The sequence below is a fragment of the Ideonella azotifigens genome (assembly GCF_021043325.1).
In the GTDB taxonomy this organism is placed as follows: Bacteria; Pseudomonadota; Gammaproteobacteria; order Burkholderiales; family Burkholderiaceae_C; genus Ideonella; species Ideonella azotifigens.
Genome location: NZ_JAJNKD010000020.1, coordinates 55,868 through 72,316 on the forward strand (window position 1 = coordinate 55,868; position 16,449 = coordinate 72,316).

Here is a 16,449-nt window from a genome sequence, read left to right on the forward strand (position 1 = left end):
GTCGCGCAGCCCGCTTGGGGGCGGCCCGGCGCTGGCTGCTCTCGCGCCGGCCACCGCTGACGCGTCACGCAGCCACGCGACAATGTTGGGATGAACACTGCCGGCCTGACCACGCTGACCCTCACCGAATTCCTGAACGCATTGCGCCATCCCAGCGCGCTGATCGAAATCGCGGTTGCGCTGGGTTGCCTGCTGTTGGCCTGGGCGGTGGTGCGGGCGCTGCGCGGCAAGCCCGCAGCGGATGGCGCAGTGGCCACGGCGACGCAGCCCTCCATCTGGTTCGGCCGGCGCATCGTGGACGGCGTGCTGTTCCCGGCGCTGGCCCTGGCGCTGGCCTTTGCCGCGCGCCGCATCATGCTGGGCTTCGGCCTGCCCCTGGCGGTGTTCAAGATCGTCGTGCCGGTGCTGATGTCGTTTGCGCTGATCCGCCTGTCGGTGCGCGTGCTCAGCGTCGCGTTTCCCGCCTCACGGCTGGTGCGAGCGGCCGAACGCACGATTTCCTGGGTTGCCTGGCTGGCCGTGGTCGGCTGGATCACCGGCGTGCTGCCGCAACTGCTGGAAGAGCTGGACCAGATCCGCTGGAAGCTTGGTGGCAGCGAAGTCTCGGTGCGCAACCTGCTGGACGGGCTGCTGTCCGGTGGCTTCGTGCTGGTGCTCACGCTGTGGGTTTCGGCCGCGATCGAGGCCAAGCTTTTGGCCGGCGCCATTGGCGAGCAGCTGTCGCTGCGCAAGGCCGCGGCCAACATCGTGCGTTCGCTGCTGATCTTCGTCGGCCTGCTGGTCGCGCTGTCGGCCGTGGGCATCGACCTGACCGCCTTGTCGGTGCTGGGCGGCGGCCTGGGCGTGGGCCTGGGCTTCGGCCTGCAGAAGCTCGCGGCGAACTATGTCTCCGGCTTCGTGATCCTCGCCGAGCGTTCGCTGCGCATCGGCGACATGGTCAAGGTCGACAACTTCGAAGGCCGCATCACCGACATCGCCACGCGCTACACCGTGATCCGCGCGCTGAACGGCCGCGAAGCCATCGTGCCCAACGAGTTGCTCATCACCCAGCGCGTCGAAAACGCCTCGCTGGCCGACTCGCGGGTGGCCATGTCCACGCTGGTTCAAGTCGCCTATGGCACTGACTTGGACACGCTGATGCCGCAACTCGAAGCCGTGACGCGAGAAGTCCCCCGCGTGCTGTCAGACCCCGGCCCCGCCGTGCAACTCTCCAACTTCGCCGCCGACGGCCTGGAGCTGACGGTCGTCTTCTGGATCGCCGACCCCGAAAACGGCGCCGGCGGCGTGCGCTCCGCCGTCAACCTGCAACTCTGGCGCACGCTGGAAAAGCTCGGCGTGGAGATTCCCTATCCACAGCGGGTGGTGCATCAGGTGGACCGTCGGGCGGCGGTCTCTGCGCCTTTGGGGGCGACTGGACCATCGGTCGGTTCACTGCCGCACCAAGTCTGAGCAACCCGGCGACGATTTCGCGGGTAGGTCACATGTGGATTTGCCCGTCGCCCAGGGCGATCAGCGTGACCGGCACCATGATCGGAAGACAAGCCATCCAAGCGATGAGCCCCACAAAGAAGGCCGTGACGAAGTTGGTCGGGTCATTCGTTGAGTGCCAGCGGTAGGTGCAGGGCCAGGCCAGCCAAAGCCAGTAGACGATTGCGGTCACGCGCATGGTGAGGTTCCTCAACTGCAGCAGCCCTAGATCCAGGCCCATGATCGCCGTCAGAAAGAGCAAAAGGTAGATCGCGGGCACAGCCCAACCATGGATCGCACAAGCCTTGCTGCGTTTGGACCAGCGCGCTTGGGTCGAAGCTTCGACGTGTACGGGCGTCACCATGGTCTGTGTTTCCAGGCTTCAATCAATCGGCAACCGCAATTCGTTCAGCTGTTGGGCGTGTGACTCTAGATATGTCCACCGGTCATCAGCACGGTAAGCATCAGCATGGGCGGTGAGCTCAGCAGCCAGCCTGTCAAGCCCAGGCTGAATCCCAACGAGAAAAGCCGTTCCCCGGGTGCCCCTCCCCAAATTTGGATGCAGGGCCATATCAGCCACAGCCAATAGAGGTCCAGGGTGAAGGTCCATGAGACAGAGCCAGAAAACGAAGTCGGTCCGGCGTCCTCCCAGCCCAGCTGATGAAGCAGCATGGGCAGGTAGAAGATCGTCGGAATGATGAGCCCGTGCAATCCAGAGGCGAAGCTCACTGAGAACTTTCGCAGCTGGGGCAGCGGCTCTGGCGCTGCCGCGGGCTTCGGGCGCAGAGGTTGCGTCACTTCAATGTCTCCTCATGCGTTCACCTCACCGCTTCAACCAGGTCAACAACTCCGGCAGCAGCAGTGACTGGTTCAGTTCGTCGTCCGACTGGGCGACGAAGCGGCGGAGGTTGGTGACGGCGAGGAAGCCGGTGTTGTCGAACTCGTCGCCGATGGCTTCGAGGAAGCCGAACTGGCCGGGTTGGTTGGAGATGCCGAGGAACAGGAAGTAGACCTCGTCGCCGCGCTGCTGGGAGTCGCGCAGCACCTGGCGGGTGCGCGCGTGGTCGTTGTTCTCGCCGTCGGTGACCATCACCACCAGCGAGCGCTTCTTCTCTTTCACCTCGGCCTTGCGGCCGAACAGCTTGCCCAGCAGGCCGGGCTCGGCACCTTTGAGCCAACCGAAGCCGCGCAGCGCCTGCTCCAATGCGTAGCTGTAGTCGGTGCCGCCGCACCAGCCAGGCACCTTGGCGACGATCTCGCGGCCGATGTAGCCCTGGTAGTTGTCGGCCTTTACCGCACCGACCTCGAACACCGAGGCAGCAGTGTGGCTGAAGGTGATGACGTCGAGCTTCTTGTCCGGGTCGAAGGTCAGGCCCCACGGGACCAGCCGGGTCAGCAAGTCATTGGTGATGCCTTCGCGGTGCTCGTCCTCGAAGGAGCCGCTGACGTCCAGCAGGAAGGCCATGTCGACGACGGGCGGCTTGGTGACGCCGGCCTTTTGCAGGCACAGCTGCAGCGAGGCCTGGGACTTTTGCAGGTTCAGGGTCAGGGCCATGGTGAGCTCGGTTCTTTCGGAGGATCAATCGGCACTGCGGGGGTGGCGCTCAGCTTCTGAGGCCGTGGATCACGGCCTGCAGGCGCTCTTGCAGCAGGAAACGTTCGGTGTCGTGCGCGGGTTCGGCGGGCAGCGCGGCCATGCTGGCAAGCCATGCCGGCAGGCTGACACGCACGGTGTCGTGCAGCCGGCTGGCGAGTTGCGCCAACTGCTGATCGGCCTGCTCGGCCTGCAGGCGGTGTTGTTGCAGCGTGGCCTGGGTGCGGGCCAGCGAGACCAGCCGATCCTGCAGTGACAGCGCAAGGTTTTCGCGCTGTGCCGCGGGGAGCAGGCCAGGCAAAGCTTCGGTGGCCAGGCCCAGCGCCTGCAGCTCGGTGAGCAGCTCGGCGGCGGCCTGCTGGTTCGTGGCCAGCTGCGCACGCAGCTTGGCCAGTGGGCCGTCCGCGGCTTCCAGCGCGGCGCGCAGCGTGTCGATCTCCGGCCGCAGCGCGGCGAGCCGTGCGCGTGGCGCCTTGCGCCGGCTCCAGGGCAGCGCGGAAGTGGAGGGCGCGAGCGTCTCGGCCAGGTCTTCCAGCAGCGCCAGCAGGCGTTCGATGTGGCGGGGCGCCGCGCGAAGCAGCTCGTGGTCCATCAGCTGCAGAAGCTCGTCCACCAGGCCGGCATGGCGGGCCTGGGTCTCGCGGCCGAAGCGCTCCACAGCAGGCCGGTCGAACACCGCTGGCACGACGCCAGCCAGCAACTGCCGGGCACGTGCCAGCAGGGCGGGTGGGGCGTCCGGAAACTGCTGGGACAGCGTGGCATCGTCGACCGCCAGCGGCTTGCGCGGCACGCCGGGCAGGCGGCTGGGCGTGGCATCGGCCTTGGTGGTGACGACGCTGAGCGGCGGGCTGGCGGACGGCGCTACTGGCGGCGCTGGCACAGCCGGCAGGCGCGTGGGCATGGCGCTGGGCAAAGGCGCTGCAGCGGCGGGTGAAGGGGCGGCCGGCAACGCGCTCGCCTGCGCGGCAGGCGCAGGCGAACCGATGCGCGTTGGCGCCAGCGGGGCACTGCTGTCGGCGGGCGGCGCCGCTGCGCCGCCGATCACCGTCGGGCGGGTGGCCATGCGGCCTGGGGGAGCGGGCCGTGCTTCAGGAGAAGTGGCCCAGCACGCTGTTGAAGTCGCCGTTGAAGCCCACGCCCACTGCGACGAAATTCGCCTTGCCGCCGGCCTCGATCATGATCGAGCCCATCTGCACGCCGATGAAGTCGCCGAACTGGTTGGACAGGCTGGCGCGCATCAGTTCTGCGCCGCTGGCGTTGACGATGGCGATCTCGGCGTTCTGCACTTGGCCGAAGCGCTTGGCCGCGGCCTGGGTGTGGATCATCGCGACCAGCGGAATCTCCAGCACGCCGCTGCTGACCGAAGGCAGCTTGGACGGGTCCACGCGTATCCATTCGTCCACGCCGTCCAGTGCGCCGTCCAGTGCATCCGGGCTGTGGCGCAGTGCGCCGCCATGCACCTGGAACGAACCGTCGGCCTGCTTGTCGAGCACGCCCACTTCCTGGCCGCCGATCTTGCGGCGCACGTTGTAGGTCGACAGGATGTCTTCCAGGCTTTGCGCCTTGGCGCCGTCGCCGGCATTGACGCAGACGATGGCGTGCAGGTCGAGGTCGGTCTCGCCGTCCCACGAGAGCTTGGCGGTGAAGGCTTCGCCCTTGCTGAGGTTGAGCTGCAGCTTGGGCGCTTGCTCGCCGGGCTTGGCCAGGTTCAGAACGAGTTTGGACATGTAGCGGGTCCTTGCAGAAGGGAGCGAAAAACGAAAAGGGGGCGAGCGCGCTCAGCGTTGCGCAGGCAGGTCAGGGCGGATTACCGCGCCCAGTTGCGCCATGTCCTGGCGCGCCTGCGCGAAGATCTGGCGGGCCTGCTCGAAGCTCTGCGTGTTCTTGGCCCGTGCCTGCTCGACGATGCCCACCAGCTGCCGCGTGTCGGCCACGATGGCCTGCAGCTGGCGCGCCTGGGCCAGGCGGTTGTCGCCCGGCGCGGTGGCGGCCTTGCCGACGACCTCGGTCATCAGCTTGGAGCGCACGGCCAGCAGGTTGGCGTCCAGCGCGGCGCCCTGTTCCGCCAGGCGCTGCACGCCCTGCGTGACCAGCGCGCCGTGGATGGTCAGCAGCGTCATCTTGATGCTGGCAAAACGCGAGGACGCAGTGGTCGTGGTTTCCTGCAGCGTGGAAATGCCGGCATTCTGCAGCTGGCGGATCACCATCTGGTCTGATGGCAGGCGCGACAGCGTGCTCTCGATGGCCAGTGCGCGGCTTTCCAGTGCCTGCAGCTTGTCCTGCAGCGTGGCCACGGTGCCGCTGTCAGCGCCATTGCTGATGGCTTCGCCCAGCTCGGCGCGGGCCTTGTTGACAAAGCCCATCAGGAAGGCCGCCACCTGGGCGAACTCGACAAAGCGCTCGCGGTAGGCGTTCTTCAGCTGTTCGAGGTTGCGCACCTCGCCGTCCAGCCGCTGCTGCTCCTGCTGCAGCTCCACTTCCATGGTCTTGATCAGGTCCGAGAGCTTCTTGCTCTTGCCCGAAGCGGCCAGCCGCACCTCTTCGTAGGCACGGCTCATGGCCTTGCTCAGCGTCTTCTTGTTGAACATGCCCATGAAGCGCTCCATGGCGCTGGGCTGGGCGTTCAGGATCTTGTCGGCCAGCGCGTCCAGCTTCTCGCTTTCGACGGCTTCGCTCAGGCCTGCCACCAGCTTGAAGATGCGCGGCTGTTCGGCCTTCTCGATGCGGTCCAGGAACTGGCCCAGCGTGCGGTGCAGCGACTGCTCCGCTTCGCCGCCCAGCTTGGCGATGTCCAGCATCGGCGTCTGCGCCAGGCTGACGCTGGCGATCTGCGCGCCGATGGCGTTGCGCTGCTCGTCGCTCAAGGCAACGGGGAAGTCGGCCGGAATGCCGACCAGCGCAAGGTTGCTGCTGCCGGGCAGCGGCGAAAGCGGTGACAACGAGGTGGTCGCCAGCGTCGTGGGCAGCGAACTCGGGGTGTTGCTCAAGGCGTTCTTTCCCTGGGGAATGACAGGGCGCCTAGCCTATCCCAACACTGGCCCCCACGGCCACCCCTTGAGACAAAACGCAATCCAGCGCCGCCAGCTGCGGTTCTGGCGGGCTGAATTGCTGCCAGATGGTTGAACGCAGCCGGCGCCGGGCCGCCCCAAGGCGGCTGCGCCAACCCGCTCGGCGGGTGGTCTCACGTACCCGTGAGGCCGGGTGCCCCACTTCAAGCCTCCACCACGGGGATCTTGCCGATCTTGGCTTGCCAGGTCTTCGGGCCCTCGATGTGGGCGCTGGTGCCCGTCGAATCGACGGCCACGGTCACCGGCATGTCCACCACGTCGAACTCGTAGATGGCTTCCATGCCCAGGTCGGCAAAACCGACGACCTTGGCGGCCTTGATGGCCTTGGAAACCAGGTAGGCGCTGCCGCCCACGGCCATCAGGTAGGCGCTCTTGTGCTTCTTGATGGATTCGATCGCGACCGGGCCGCGCTCGGACTTGCCGATCATCGAGATCAGGCCGGTCTGGGCCAGCATCATCTCGGTGAACGAGTCCATGCGGGTCGCAGTGGTCGGGCCGGCCGGGCCGACGACTTCGTCGCGCACCGGGTCCACCGGGCCGACGTAGTAGATGACGCGGTTGGCGAAGTCCACCGGCAGGGCTTCACCCTTGGCCAGCATGTCCTTGATGCGCTTGTGCGCGGCGTCGCGGCCGGTCAGCATCTTGCCGTTGAGCAGCAGCGTCTGGCCGATCTTCCAGCTGGCGACTTCTGCCGGCGTCAGCGTGTTCAGGTCCACGCGCTTGCTCTTGTTGTAGTCCGGCGCCCAGGTCACGTCGGGCCACAGGTCCAGGCTGGGCGGGTCCAGGTGCACGGCGCCGGAGCCATCCAGCACAAAGTGCGCGTGGCGGGTGGCAGCGCAGTTCGGGATCATCGCGATCGGCTTGCTGGCGGCGTGCGTCGGGAAGGTCTTGATCTTCACGTCCAGCACTGTCGTCAGGCCGCCCAGGCCTTGCGCGCCAATGCCCAGCGCGTTGACCTTCTCGTAAAGCTCGATGCGCAGCTCTTCGAGCTTGTTCTGCGGGCCGCGCGCCAGCAGCTCGTACATGTCGATGTCTTCCATCAACACTTCCTTGGCCAGCATCACCGCCTTCTCGGCCGTGCCACCCACGCCAATGCCCAGCATGCCCGGCGGGCACCAGCCGGCGCCCATGGTCGGGACGGTCTTCAGCACCCAGTCGACGATGCTGTCGCTGGGATTGAGCATGTACATCTTGGACTTGTTCTCGCTGCCGCCGCCCTTGGCGGCGACGATCACGTCGACCTTGTCACCGGGCACCAGCTCCATGTGGACCACGGCAGGCGTGTTGTCCCTGGTGTTCTTGCGCTCGAAGATCGGGTCGGCCAGCACCGAGGCGCGCAGCACGTTGTCCGGGTTCAGGTAGCCCTGGCGCACGCCCTGGTTCACCGCGTCGGTGACCGAGCCCTTGCCAAAGCCTTCCCACTTCACGTCCATGCCGATCTTCAGGAACACGTTGACGATGCCGGTGTCCTGGCAGATCGGGCGCTTGCCCTCGGCGCACATGCGCGAGTTGGTCAGGATCTGGGCGATCGCGTCCTTGGCGGCAGCGCTCTCCTCTCGCTCATAGGCGCGGGCGAGGTGGGCGATGTAGTCGGCCGGGTGGTAGTAGCTGATGTACTGCAGCGCGCTGGCGACGGACTCGATCAGATCGGCCTGGCGGATGGTGGTCATGCTTGGCTTTCCATGCTTGCTTTGTGCGGGCGGAGGTCTGCCGGCTGACGGGCAGAATGCATCCGGGATTTTACTGAAGGGAGCCCATCGATGACCCCGGCACTGCGTCGTTTCTTCGCCCACGAATCCGCAGGCGGCATCGTGTTGGCCATTGCCGCGGCGTTGGCGCTGATCGTCAGCAACTCGCCCTGGGGCGCGGCCTATGCGCGTTTGCTGGCCTTGCCCGGCGAGGTTCGCATTGCCGGCGACTGGCTGGTGCTGGCAAAGCCGCTGTTGGTCTGGGTCAATGACCTGTGGATGGCGGTGTTCTTCTTCCTGGTCGGGCTGGAGATCAAGCGCGAGTTCGTCGAAGGCGAACTGGCCTCGCGCAGCCAGGCGATCCTGCCGGCGGCCGCGGCGCTGGGCGGCATGGCGGTGCCGGCCCTCATCTACTCGGCCATCAACCATGCCGACCCGGTCGCGCTGCGCGGCTGGGCCATTCCTTCGGCGACGGACATCGCCTTTGCCATCGGCATCGTCTCGCTGCTGGGCTCGCGGGTGCCGGCCTCGCTGAAGGTTTTCCTCACGGCGGTGGCCATCATCGACGACCTGGGCGCCATTGCGGTGATCGCGGTCTTCTACACCAGCCAGCTGTCGCTGGGCATGCTGCTGGGCGCCGGTGCCTGCCTGGTCGGGCTGTGGGGCCTGAACCGGGCCAGGGTGACGAATGTGGGCGTCTATGTCGTGCTGGGACTGGTGCTGTGGGTCTTCGTGCTGAAGTCCGGCGTGCACGCCACGCTGGCCGGCGTGGCCACCGCACTGGCGGTTCCCATGCGCCGGCCGGACGGCGGTTCGCCGCTGGAAGACGCCGAACATGCGCTGCACCCATGGGTCGCCTTCCTGGTGCTGCCGGTGTTCGCGTTCACGAATGCCGGCGTCAGCTTGCTGGACGCTTCGGCCGAGGTGCTGGTCGCGCCGGTCACGCTGGGCATTGCCGCCGGGCTGGTGCTGGGCAAGGCGCTGGGTGTGTTCGGCACCGTGTGGCTGCTGGTGCGCGCGGGCTGGGCCGCTCTGCCGGCAGGGGCCGTCTGGCGCCAGGTGCTGGGCGTGTCGCTGCTGTGCGGCATCGGCTTCACGATGAGCCTGTTCATCGGCGGGCTGGCCTTCGAGGGCAACCCGCTGCTGGAAACCGAGCTGAAGCTGGGCGTGCTGGGCGGCTCCATCATTGCCGCGGCCCTCGGGGCTTGGGTACTGAGTACCCCCAGGACCGGCCTGCGCCCGGCCCGCCCCCCGAGGGGGTCATGAAAACTTGGGGCGGCCCGGCGTTTTCATGCACGCCCCGACGCTGAAGGGGGCGGCTCAGTGCGGGTCGGGGTTCTTGCTGGCGTACAGGATGCGGTCAGACGCCGCTATGGCAATAGCCGACAGCAGGAAGGCCAGGTGGATCACGGTCTGCGCGATCAGGGTCTTCTCGCTGTAGTTTTCGGCACTGATGAAGGTCTTCAGCAGGTGGATGGACGAAATGCCGATGATGGCGGTGCCCAGCTTGACTTTCAGTACGGAAGCATTGACATGGCTTAACCATTCGGGCTGGTCTGGATGGCCTTCGAGGTTCATGCGTGAGACAAAGGTCTCGTAGCCCCCGACGATCACCATGATCAGCAGGTTCGAAATCATCACCACGTCGATCAGTCCCAGCACCACCAGCATGATGATGGTCTCGTTCAGCCCGCTGGGCGGCGTGTCTGCATGGCCGTAGCCCACACTTTTGACCAGGATCTCCAGCGCATGCGAGTCCCCCAGCGCTGCCTGGATCAGGTGCACCAGCTCGACCCAGAAATGGAACACGTATACCGCCTGTGCCAGGATCAGCCCGAGGTACAGCGGCAGTTGCAGCCAGCGGCTGGCAAAGATCACGGCTGGCAGCACGCCCAGGCGCGGGCGGGGCGGAGGATTGGGTGTTGGCGTCATGAGGTGCGAGGGCGTCGGGGATGGGGGGGCAGGCCCGGAGGGCTGGCCGATGCCGGGAATTCTATGGGTGTGATCCAGTAAGCCCTTCGTCAGACGAGCGGACCACAGTGCAGGCCAAACGGGCAAAGCCCATCGGCAGGCAGGCCCGTGAAGGCAATCAAGACCGAGGAGACAGACGACATGAGTGAAGACCTCAAGATTTACGCGCCGCCCGCCGAACTGGTGGCGCAGGCCCATGTGTCCGGCATGGCCGCCTACGACGCCTTGTGCGCCGAAGCCGAAGCGGACCACGAAGCCTTCTGGGCCCGCCAGGCGCGCGAGCTGCTCAGCTGGAAGAAGCCCTTCACCAAGGTGCTGAACGAGGCTGACGCGCCGTTCTTCAAGTGGTTCGAGGACGGGCTGCTGAACGCCTCCTACAACTGCCTGGACCGCAACATCGAGCGCGGCCTGGGCGACAAGACCGCGCTGATCTTCGAGGCCGACGGCGGCGAGGTCACCCACACCAGCTACGCGCAGCTGCTGGCCAAGACCTGCCGGATGGCCAATGCGCTGAAGGCCATCGGCATCGGCAAGGGCGACCGGGTCATCATCTACATCTCGATGTCGGTCGAAGGCGTGGCGGCCATGCAGGCCTGCGCCCGCATTGGCGCGACCCACTCGGTGGTGTTCGGCGGCTTCTCGGCCCACTCCTTGCGCGACCGCATCGAAGACACCGGCGCCAAGGCCGTCATCACGGCCGACTGCCAGGTCCGCGGCGGCAAGCAGCTGCCGCTGAAGGCCATCGTCGACGAAGCGCTGACGCTGGGCGGCTGCGACTCGGTGAGCAAGGTTCTGGTGGTCAACCGCGCGGGCGCCAAGGTCAGCATGACCGAAGGCCGCGACCTGTGGCTGGCCGAACTGATGAAGGACCAGCCCGAGACCTGCGAGCCGGAATGGGTGGAGGCCGAGCACCCCTTGTTCCTGCTCTATACCTCCGGCTCCACCGGCAAGCCCAAGGGTGTGCAGCACAGCACCGGCGGCTACCTGCTGCACGCGGCACTTACCACCAAGTGGACCTTCGACCTGAAGGCCGATGACATCTTCTGGTGCACCGCCGACATCGGCTGGGTCACCGGCCACACCTACATCACCTATGGCCCGCTGGCGCTGGGCGGCACCGAGATCGTCTTCGAAGGCGTGCCCACTTACCCGGACGCCGGCCGCTTCTGGAAGATGATCCAGGACCACAAGGTCACGATCTTCTACACCGCGCCCACGGCCATCCGTTCGCTGATCAAGGCGGCAGAGGCCAAGGACGAGGTCCACCCGAAGAGCTACGATCTGAGCAGCCTGCGCATCCTCGGCTCGGTTGGCGAGCCCATCAACCCTGCGGCTTGGGAGTGGTACTACCAGCACGTGGGCGGCAGCCGCTGCCCCATCGTCGACACCTTCTGGCAGACCGAAACCGGTGGCCACATGATCACGCCGCTGCCGGGCGCCACGCCGATGGTGCCTGGCTCTTGCACGCTGCCGTTCCCCGGCATCGCCGCGGCCATCGTCGACGAAACCGGCAAGGACGTGCCGAACGGGCAGGGTGGCATCCTGGTCGTCAAGAAGCCCTGGCCTAGCATGATCCGCACCATCTGGGGCGACCCGGAGCGCTACAAGAAGAGCTACTACCCGGCCGATTTCCAGGGCAAGTACTACCTGGCGGGCGACGGCGCGATCCGCGACGCCAAGACCGGCTACTTCACCATCACCGGCCGCATCGACGACGTGCTGAACGTCTCCGGCCACCGCATGGGCACGATGGAGATCGAGTCGGCGCTGGTCAGCTGCACCGAGCTGGTGGCCGAAGCGGCTGTGGTGGGCCGGCCGGACGACACGACGGGGGAAGCCATCTGCGCCTTCGTGGTGCTCAAGCGCCCGCGCCCCACCGGCGAGGAAGCCAAGGCGATTGCCAAGCAGCTGCGCGACCACGTCGGCAAGGAAATCGGCCCCATCGCCAAGCCCAAGGACATCCGCTTCGGCGACAACCTGCCCAAGACCCGCTCGGGCAAGATCATGCGGCGGCTGCTGCGGCAGGTGGCCAAGGGCGAGGCCATCACGCAGGACATCTCGACGCTTGAGAATCCGGCCATCCTGGATCAGTTGTCCCAGGTCAACTGAGGCTTCAGGGTCCATGCAAGGGGCGGCGCAGTGCCGCCCTTTTTGCCTTCCGGGCGTTCCTGTTACGTCTTGAAATCCCTTGGGGCCGGAACTTCGCCGTGCCGCCTGCACCTGACTGCTTTGTCACGCAGGAGTGATCACATGAGAAAGTCCTTGCGAACGGCCGCGACCGTGGCCGGCCTCAGCATGGTGGCGCTGGGCGCCGCCCGTGCCCAGTCGCTGACAACCCCGCTGCGGTCGCCCAACTCCGCCAGGTCCGAAATCGACGCCCGCTGGCGCGAAAGCCTGGACGCCTTTGCTGCGGCGGACCGCACCGCGGCGCCCCAGCCTGGCGGCGTGCTGTTCGTCGGCAGCTCGTCGATCCGGCTGTGGGGCAATCTCGAGACCCAGTTCGACCAGCAGCCCAGCGTCATCAAGCGCGGCTTCGGCGGCTCGCGCCTGTCGGACGTGGCCCGCTACCTGGACCGGCTGGTGCTGCCCTACCAGCCGCGGCTGGTGGTGGTCTATGCCGGCGACAACGACCTGGCCGAAGGCGCGACGCCGCAGGACGTGCTGAAAAGCTTCCAGACGCTTGTCGAAGGCGTGAAGGCAGCGTTGCCGGACACCCGCATCGCCTACCTGTCGATCAAGCCCAGCCCCTTGCGCGCCTCGTTGATGCCGTCCATCCACGACACCAATGCCTTGATCGCAGCCTACGCCGACAAGACCGCCAACCTGGATTTCATCGACATCTATTCGAAGATGCTGGACAGCCAGGGCCAGCCGCGCCCGGAGCTGTTCCTGGAAGACCGGCTGCACATGAACGAGCAGGGTTATGCGCTGTGGCGCAAGGAGATCGCGTCCCACCTGCTGCCGCGCCAGGCGCCGCAAGCGGTGCAGACCGCCGCTCGCTGAGCCCGCTTCACGCGGCCGGGGCGTGCGGCCCGCGGCGCATCTGCCGCCGGGCCGCCAGCTTCTTGCGCGCTTCGGCCGCCCGGGCATCGATGCGCAGGCTGCCCCAGGCCACGCCGTACAACACACCCAGCGTGGCGGCCAGGATCACAACGTCGATCCACACCGGCCGTTCCGGCGTGGACGAGCCGAAGATGGTCAGCGCCACCAGGGCCAGCAGCAGGTGCATGCAGAAGACCGGCAGCGAGGCCTTGCCCAGGGTTTCAAGCGCTGTCACACGCGGCAGCCGGGTCTTCAGCCAGGGCCCGAAGTGCATCACCAGCACCAGCAGCGCGCAGAAGTTCATCAAGCGCACGGGGCCCAGCTGCCACTTGTCGAACAGCAGGTTGAAGGCGCTGGGTTCGCTGAACGGCACCTGGCCGACCGCATGGCGCCAGATCAGCATCACCGTCGCAACCGCGAGTGCTGTGTTGACCATCCAGCGCGGAAAGTCCCAACCCGGCGTCGGGCCGTCGTCGGCGCCGCTGGCACCCATCCACAGGCCCAGCAACCACAGGAACTGCCAGGCGAAGAGCTTGAACGAGCCCAGCTCGGCAAACGGCATCCACTGCAGGCTGCTGGCCTCGGCCATGCGGTCGTAGAGCAGGTGCGGCAGGTCGAACTGCGCCGCCAGCCACAGCAGCAGGCTCAAACCCAGCACGCCGCCCCAGCCGCGGTGCAAGCCGTGCAGCAGCACCAGAGGGCTGACCAGCATCAGCAGGATGTACATGGGCAGGATGTCCAGCAGCGGCGGGTTGTAGACCAGCAGCATGCCGCTGATAAAGGCCTGCAGCGGGTGCGCCAGGTAGAAGGACAGCAGGTTGGTCACGGCTTCCTGCCGCGCCATCAGGCCCACGATGGCGATCAGCGTGAACAGGAACAGCAGCAGGCCGGCCTGGCACAGGTAGATCTTCAGCGCCCGCCGCAGGAAAGCGCCGGGAATCACGGCGTGGCCTTTCTGACGCGCCTTGCGCGTGTAAACCATGCCGGCCATGTAGCCGGACAGCATCACGAAACCTTCGGCCGCCGACACGAAGCCGAACGGCTGGCCGGTCGGGTCCGAGAAGCGCGTGGGCAGGTGCGTGAGCGTCATCAGCACCAGCATCAGCCCGCGCAAGGCGTCGATTTCCCAGCGGCGTGTCACGAAGAACCCGCTGCGAGAGCTTGAACAGCGGCAACATGGACCGGGCGCATCGGCAACGGGCTCCTGAGGTGGCAGCAGGCGAAGCGCGAAAGGCGACGCCGATGCCGCCACAGGGGCACGCGGCGTGCCGCCTGGCGCCCCCTTTCAGAACCGCGTCAGCACCCGGTATTTCAGCGTCACAGAGCCCTCGGCCGGCAGCTTGATGCGCCACTGCGCCGTGCCGGCCGCCACCTTCTCGTATGGCTGGGAGCTCTCCAGCATCTTCCAGTCGCCTGGCACCGGCTCGCGCACCGTGACCGTCACCGGTTCGGGCTTGGCGTTCTTCAGCACGATCTCGTAGGCGCTTTCGGCCACGTAGCTGGCCTGGTTGGTCGGCTCGCGGCGCTTGAAGTCGGTCTGCTTCTTGTCGGCCGTCACGTCGAAGGCCTCGCCCAGGTGCAGCCGCAGCGTCTCGTTTTTCGGCGTGTGGTCAATGCGATCTTCGCCGACGAATTGCGCAAGGCCGGCGCTGTCGCGCTTGTAGACCCGCACCACGCCCTTGGGCAGCGGCTGGCCGAGGTGGTCGGCCTCACGGTTGGTGAAGGCCACGAAGACCTGCGCCTTGAGCTTGCGGCCCAGTTCACCCACGCTGTCGTGGTAGTAGTGGTCGCTGCCGCTGAACAGCAGCTCCTTGGTCGCCGGCACGCCGCTGGCGTTCATCAGCGCGACCTGCTTGGTCTGGTTCTCTGCCAGCGTGGTGGCGCGGCCCAATGTGTAGAGGTGGTATTCGAACAAGGTCTCCTGGGCCACCTTCGGTGCGGCGGGGGCAGCAGCCTCGGCCATCATGACCCGGCCGCGCGCCATGCGCATGTCCATCTGCTCCTTCACCCGGTTCACGTCACCGGCCACCAGTTGCACCTGTGCGTTCGGGTAAGCCGTGCCGCTCTGGTTGGTCAGCGTGATCCAGCCGTTCAGGTCCAGCGTGCGGTCATCGGCGCTCAGCTCGGCCACGTAGTCGGCGTGCCAGGACAGCCCGCCGGTCAGGTAGGACAGCTCGGTGGCCTGTGGGCCGGCCAGCTGGTTGTCCAGTTCTGTGACCAGCGTGGGCCGGTCGCGCAGCGTGGCCGGCACACCGTCGAACACCAGCCGGCCCGGCATGCCGGTCTCGATGCGGTCGCCGATCTTCAGCACCACGCCCTGGTTCGCGCTCAGCACCTCGGCGGTCTCCACGGTCTCGGCGCCGGTCTGCGGATGCGTCCTGATGACCCGCACCGTCTTGCCAACCGACTTCTCCAGCAGCTTGGCCGGCGTGAGCAGGTCGAAGTCGAAGTTCTGCTCCAGCACGCTCAAGGCACCGGGCTGCGACAGGCTGCGCAGCTGCGCCGTCTCGGGCCGCATGCGGGCGCCGACATCGCGCAGCGCCAGCCGGCTCACGCCGCGCGGCAGCGCGAGCTGGCGGCGGTCCTTCACCAGCGCCAGGTCGTCGTTGTAGATGGTCAGCGCAATCGCCTGCTGGTCGGCCAGCGTGCTGCGTTGTTCGATGCCGGCGAGGGCGGGAGCGGGGGCTTGAGCCTGTGCAGCGAAGGCGATGGCGCTGATGGCGGCGAGTGCAAACTGGTTGAGCCGGGTCATGGTGGCATCCTAAGGTCTGGATACCAGCTTCTACGGCGCAGCGCGAGGAACGGGGTGAACCGCCCTGGAGAAAGTTGCGGGCAGCAAAAAGGCCGCGGGTGCGGCCTTGGGCGGATGAGCGTGCGGCGGCTGCCGCGGCGTCACTTCTGCGACATCACCCAGGTCGCGAGCTGCTTAGCTTCGTCCGGCGTGACGGCGTTGGCTGGCATTGGCACGGGGCCCCACACGCCGGAGCCACCCTTCTGGATCTTGTCGGCCAGCTTGGCCACCGCGTCCTTCTGGCCGGCATATTTGGCCGCCACGTCCTTGTAGGCCGGGCCGACGATCTTTTTATCGACGGCATGGCAGGCCAGACAGTTCTTCTTGGCGGCCAACTCGGCTTGTGCAAAGGCTGGCGAGGCGGCCACCAGGGCCAGTAGTGTGATCAGCGCTTTCATCGGCATCTTTCCGTGAGTGAGGAAATGAGGGCTGTGTGAATTACATTCGTGCCCAGAACATTGTAGGGACGGCTGCGACGCAGGGTTTGCGTTCGAGCGGCGCGGCAACCGGGAAATCGCACATGGCGTTCATCATCATCGGGGTGGTGCTGCTGGCACTTTGGCTGCTGGATTGGGGCTTCGTGGGTCACCTGGACTGGTGGTGGATTGCCTTGCCTTTTGTGCTGGCGCTGGCCTGGTGGGCCTATGCCGATGCCAGTGGCCTGACGCGCAAGCGCGAAATGGAAAAAGACGAGGAGCGCAAGGCCGAGCGGCGGCGGCGCAACATTGCCAACATGGGTCTGGACCATTTGCGCGGCGGCAATCGCAACCGCAAGCGCTGAACCGTCTTCCCAAAACAACGAGCTGCCGCACGGGCTCTCCGGGCGGC

The 16,449-nt window shown here is 66.6% G+C and carries 16 protein-coding genes; 5 read left to right on the plus strand and 11 right to left on the minus strand.

Annotation, left to right across the window (positions count from 1 at the left end; all coding sequences use genetic code 11):
- The first annotated feature begins 90 nt into the window (after nt 1-90).
- A complete protein-coding gene (locus LRH25_RS28060; protein WP_231012955.1) occupies nt 91-1,449 on the plus strand; it encodes a mechanosensitive ion channel family protein in 1,359 nt (452 codons plus the stop codon).
- A gap of 28 nt (nt 1,450-1,477) precedes the next feature.
- On the opposite strand, the gene LRH25_RS28065 is transcribed toward LRH25_RS28060, so the two are convergent.
- The 7 genes from LRH25_RS28065 to LRH25_RS28095 form a co-directional block, all read right to left on the minus strand.
- On the minus strand, nt 1,478-1,831 hold the full coding sequence (locus LRH25_RS28065) for a hypothetical protein (protein WP_141290580.1): 354 nt from the start codon (nt 1,829-1,831) through the stop codon (nt 1,478-1,480).
- Between the two features lie 65 nt (nt 1,832-1,896).
- The gene (locus tag LRH25_RS28070; protein ID WP_141290582.1) at nt 1,897-2,265 is read right to left on the minus strand and encodes a hypothetical protein; all 369 of its coding nucleotides are present in this window, start codon (nt 2,263-2,265) and stop codon (nt 1,897-1,899) included.
- A gap of 25 nt (nt 2,266-2,290) precedes the next feature.
- Nucleotides 2,291-3,022 carry a VWA domain-containing protein gene (locus tag LRH25_RS28075; protein WP_141290584.1) on the minus strand — a complete coding sequence of 244 codons (732 nt, stop codon included), beginning with the start codon at nt 3,020-3,022 and terminating at the stop codon, nt 2,291-2,293.
- Between the two features lie 49 nt (nt 3,023-3,071).
- Nucleotides 3,072-4,124, minus strand: a complete 1,053-nt coding sequence (locus tag LRH25_RS28080; RefSeq protein ID WP_231012956.1) for a hypothetical protein — start codon at nt 4,122-4,124, stop codon at nt 3,072-3,074.
- Nucleotides 4,125-4,149: 25 nt separating this feature from the next.
- Nucleotides 4,150-4,788, minus strand: a complete 639-nt coding sequence (locus LRH25_RS28085) for a TerD family protein (protein WP_141287969.1) — start codon at nt 4,786-4,788, stop codon at nt 4,150-4,152.
- Between the two features lie 51 nt (nt 4,789-4,839).
- Complete coding sequence (locus LRH25_RS28090) at nt 4,840-6,048, minus strand: hypothetical protein (RefSeq protein WP_141287968.1); 1,209 nt, start codon at nt 6,046-6,048, stop codon at nt 4,840-4,842.
- A 224-nt stretch (nt 6,049-6,272) separates the two neighbouring features.
- Nucleotides 6,273-7,799: a fumarate hydratase gene (locus tag LRH25_RS28095; protein WP_141287967.1), complete on the minus strand. Its 1,527-nt coding sequence runs from the start codon at nt 7,797-7,799 to the stop codon at nt 6,273-6,275.
- Nucleotides 7,800-7,889: 90 nt separating this feature from the next.
- Between LRH25_RS28095 and nhaA the strand changes: the two genes are divergently transcribed.
- Nucleotides 7,890-9,083: a Na+/H+ antiporter NhaA gene (gene nhaA, locus LRH25_RS28100; RefSeq protein WP_141287966.1), complete on the plus strand. Its 1,194-nt coding sequence runs from the start codon at nt 7,890-7,892 to the stop codon at nt 9,081-9,083.
- Nucleotides 9,084-9,137: 54 nt separating this feature from the next.
- Here the strand turns inward: nhaA and LRH25_RS28105 are convergent, their stop codons facing one another.
- Nucleotides 9,138-9,749 (minus strand): TIGR00645 family protein, encoded by a 612-nt coding sequence (locus LRH25_RS28105; RefSeq protein ID WP_141287965.1) that lies wholly within the window; start codon nt 9,747-9,749, stop codon nt 9,138-9,140.
- A 180-nt stretch (nt 9,750-9,929) separates the two neighbouring features.
- Here LRH25_RS28105 and acs point away from each other — a divergent pair, with 180 nt between their 5' ends.
- Entirely contained in the window at nt 9,930-11,897 is a 1,968-nt protein-coding gene (gene acs, locus LRH25_RS28110) for an acetate--CoA ligase (RefSeq protein ID WP_141287964.1), read from the plus strand.
- Between the two features lie 141 nt (nt 11,898-12,038).
- Nucleotides 12,039-12,791, plus strand: a complete 753-nt coding sequence (locus tag LRH25_RS28115; RefSeq protein ID WP_231012957.1) for an SGNH/GDSL hydrolase family protein — start codon at nt 12,039-12,041, stop codon at nt 12,789-12,791.
- 7 nt (nt 12,792-12,798) lie between these two features.
- On the opposite strand, the gene opgC is transcribed toward LRH25_RS28115, so the two are convergent.
- The 3 genes from opgC to LRH25_RS28130 form a co-directional block, all read right to left on the minus strand.
- A complete protein-coding gene (gene opgC, locus LRH25_RS28120) occupies nt 12,799-13,971 on the minus strand; it encodes an OpgC domain-containing protein (RefSeq protein ID WP_231012958.1) in 1,173 nt (390 codons plus the stop codon).
- 144 nt (nt 13,972-14,115) lie between these two features.
- Entirely contained in the window at nt 14,116-15,582 is a 1,467-nt protein-coding gene (locus LRH25_RS28125) for a DUF4139 domain-containing protein (RefSeq protein WP_141289007.1), read from the minus strand.
- Nucleotides 15,583-15,722: 140 nt separating this feature from the next.
- Nucleotides 15,723-16,019: a c-type cytochrome gene (locus LRH25_RS28130; protein WP_141289009.1), complete on the minus strand. Its 297-nt coding sequence runs from the start codon at nt 16,017-16,019 to the stop codon at nt 15,723-15,725.
- 35 nt (nt 16,020-16,054) lie between these two features.
- Here LRH25_RS28130 and LRH25_RS28135 point away from each other — a divergent pair, with 35 nt between their 5' ends.
- A complete protein-coding gene (locus tag LRH25_RS28135) occupies nt 16,055-16,402 on the plus strand; it encodes a TIGR04438 family Trp-rich protein (RefSeq protein ID WP_231012959.1) in 348 nt (115 codons plus the stop codon).
- Nucleotides 16,403-16,449: the final 47 nt, after the last annotated feature.

What these genes read in the sequence shown, in the direction of transcription:
- LRH25_RS28115 (WP_231012957.1), top strand. Translation starts at nt 12,039, where the DNA reads ATGAGAAAGTCCTTGCGAACGGCCGCGACCGTGGCCGGCCTCAGCATG.
- LRH25_RS28125 (WP_141289007.1), bottom strand. Translation starts at nt 15,582, where the DNA reads ATGACCCGGCTCAACCAGTTTGCACTCGCCGCCATCAGCGCCATCGCC.
- LRH25_RS28080 (WP_231012956.1), bottom strand. Translation starts at nt 4,124, where the DNA reads ATGGCCACCCGCCCGACGGTGATCGGCGGCGCAGCGGCGCCGCCCGCC.
- LRH25_RS28085 (WP_141287969.1), bottom strand. Translation starts at nt 4,788, where the DNA reads ATGTCCAAACTCGTTCTGAACCTGGCCAAGCCCGGCGAGCAAGCGCCC.
- LRH25_RS28095 (WP_141287967.1), bottom strand. Translation starts at nt 7,799, where the DNA reads ATGACCACCATCCGCCAGGCCGATCTGATCGAGTCCGTCGCCAGCGCG.
- LRH25_RS28105 (WP_141287965.1), bottom strand. Translation starts at nt 9,749, where the DNA reads ATGACGCCAACACCCAATCCTCCGCCCCGCCCGCGCCTGGGCGTGCTG.
- LRH25_RS28065 (WP_141290580.1), bottom strand. Translation starts at nt 1,831, where the DNA reads ATGGTGACGCCCGTACACGTCGAAGCTTCGACCCAAGCGCGCTGGTCC.
- nhaA (WP_141287966.1), top strand. Translation starts at nt 7,890, where the DNA reads ATGACCCCGGCACTGCGTCGTTTCTTCGCCCACGAATCCGCAGGCGGC.
- LRH25_RS28130 (WP_141289009.1), bottom strand. Translation starts at nt 16,019, where the DNA reads ATGAAAGCGCTGATCACACTACTGGCCCTGGTGGCCGCCTCGCCAGCC.
- LRH25_RS28060 (WP_231012955.1), top strand. Translation starts at nt 91, where the DNA reads ATGAACACTGCCGGCCTGACCACGCTGACCCTCACCGAATTCCTGAAC.
- acs (WP_141287964.1), top strand. Translation starts at nt 9,930, where the DNA reads ATGAGTGAAGACCTCAAGATTTACGCGCCGCCCGCCGAACTGGTGGCG.
- LRH25_RS28075 (WP_141290584.1), bottom strand. Translation starts at nt 3,022, where the DNA reads ATGGCCCTGACCCTGAACCTGCAAAAGTCCCAGGCCTCGCTGCAGCTG.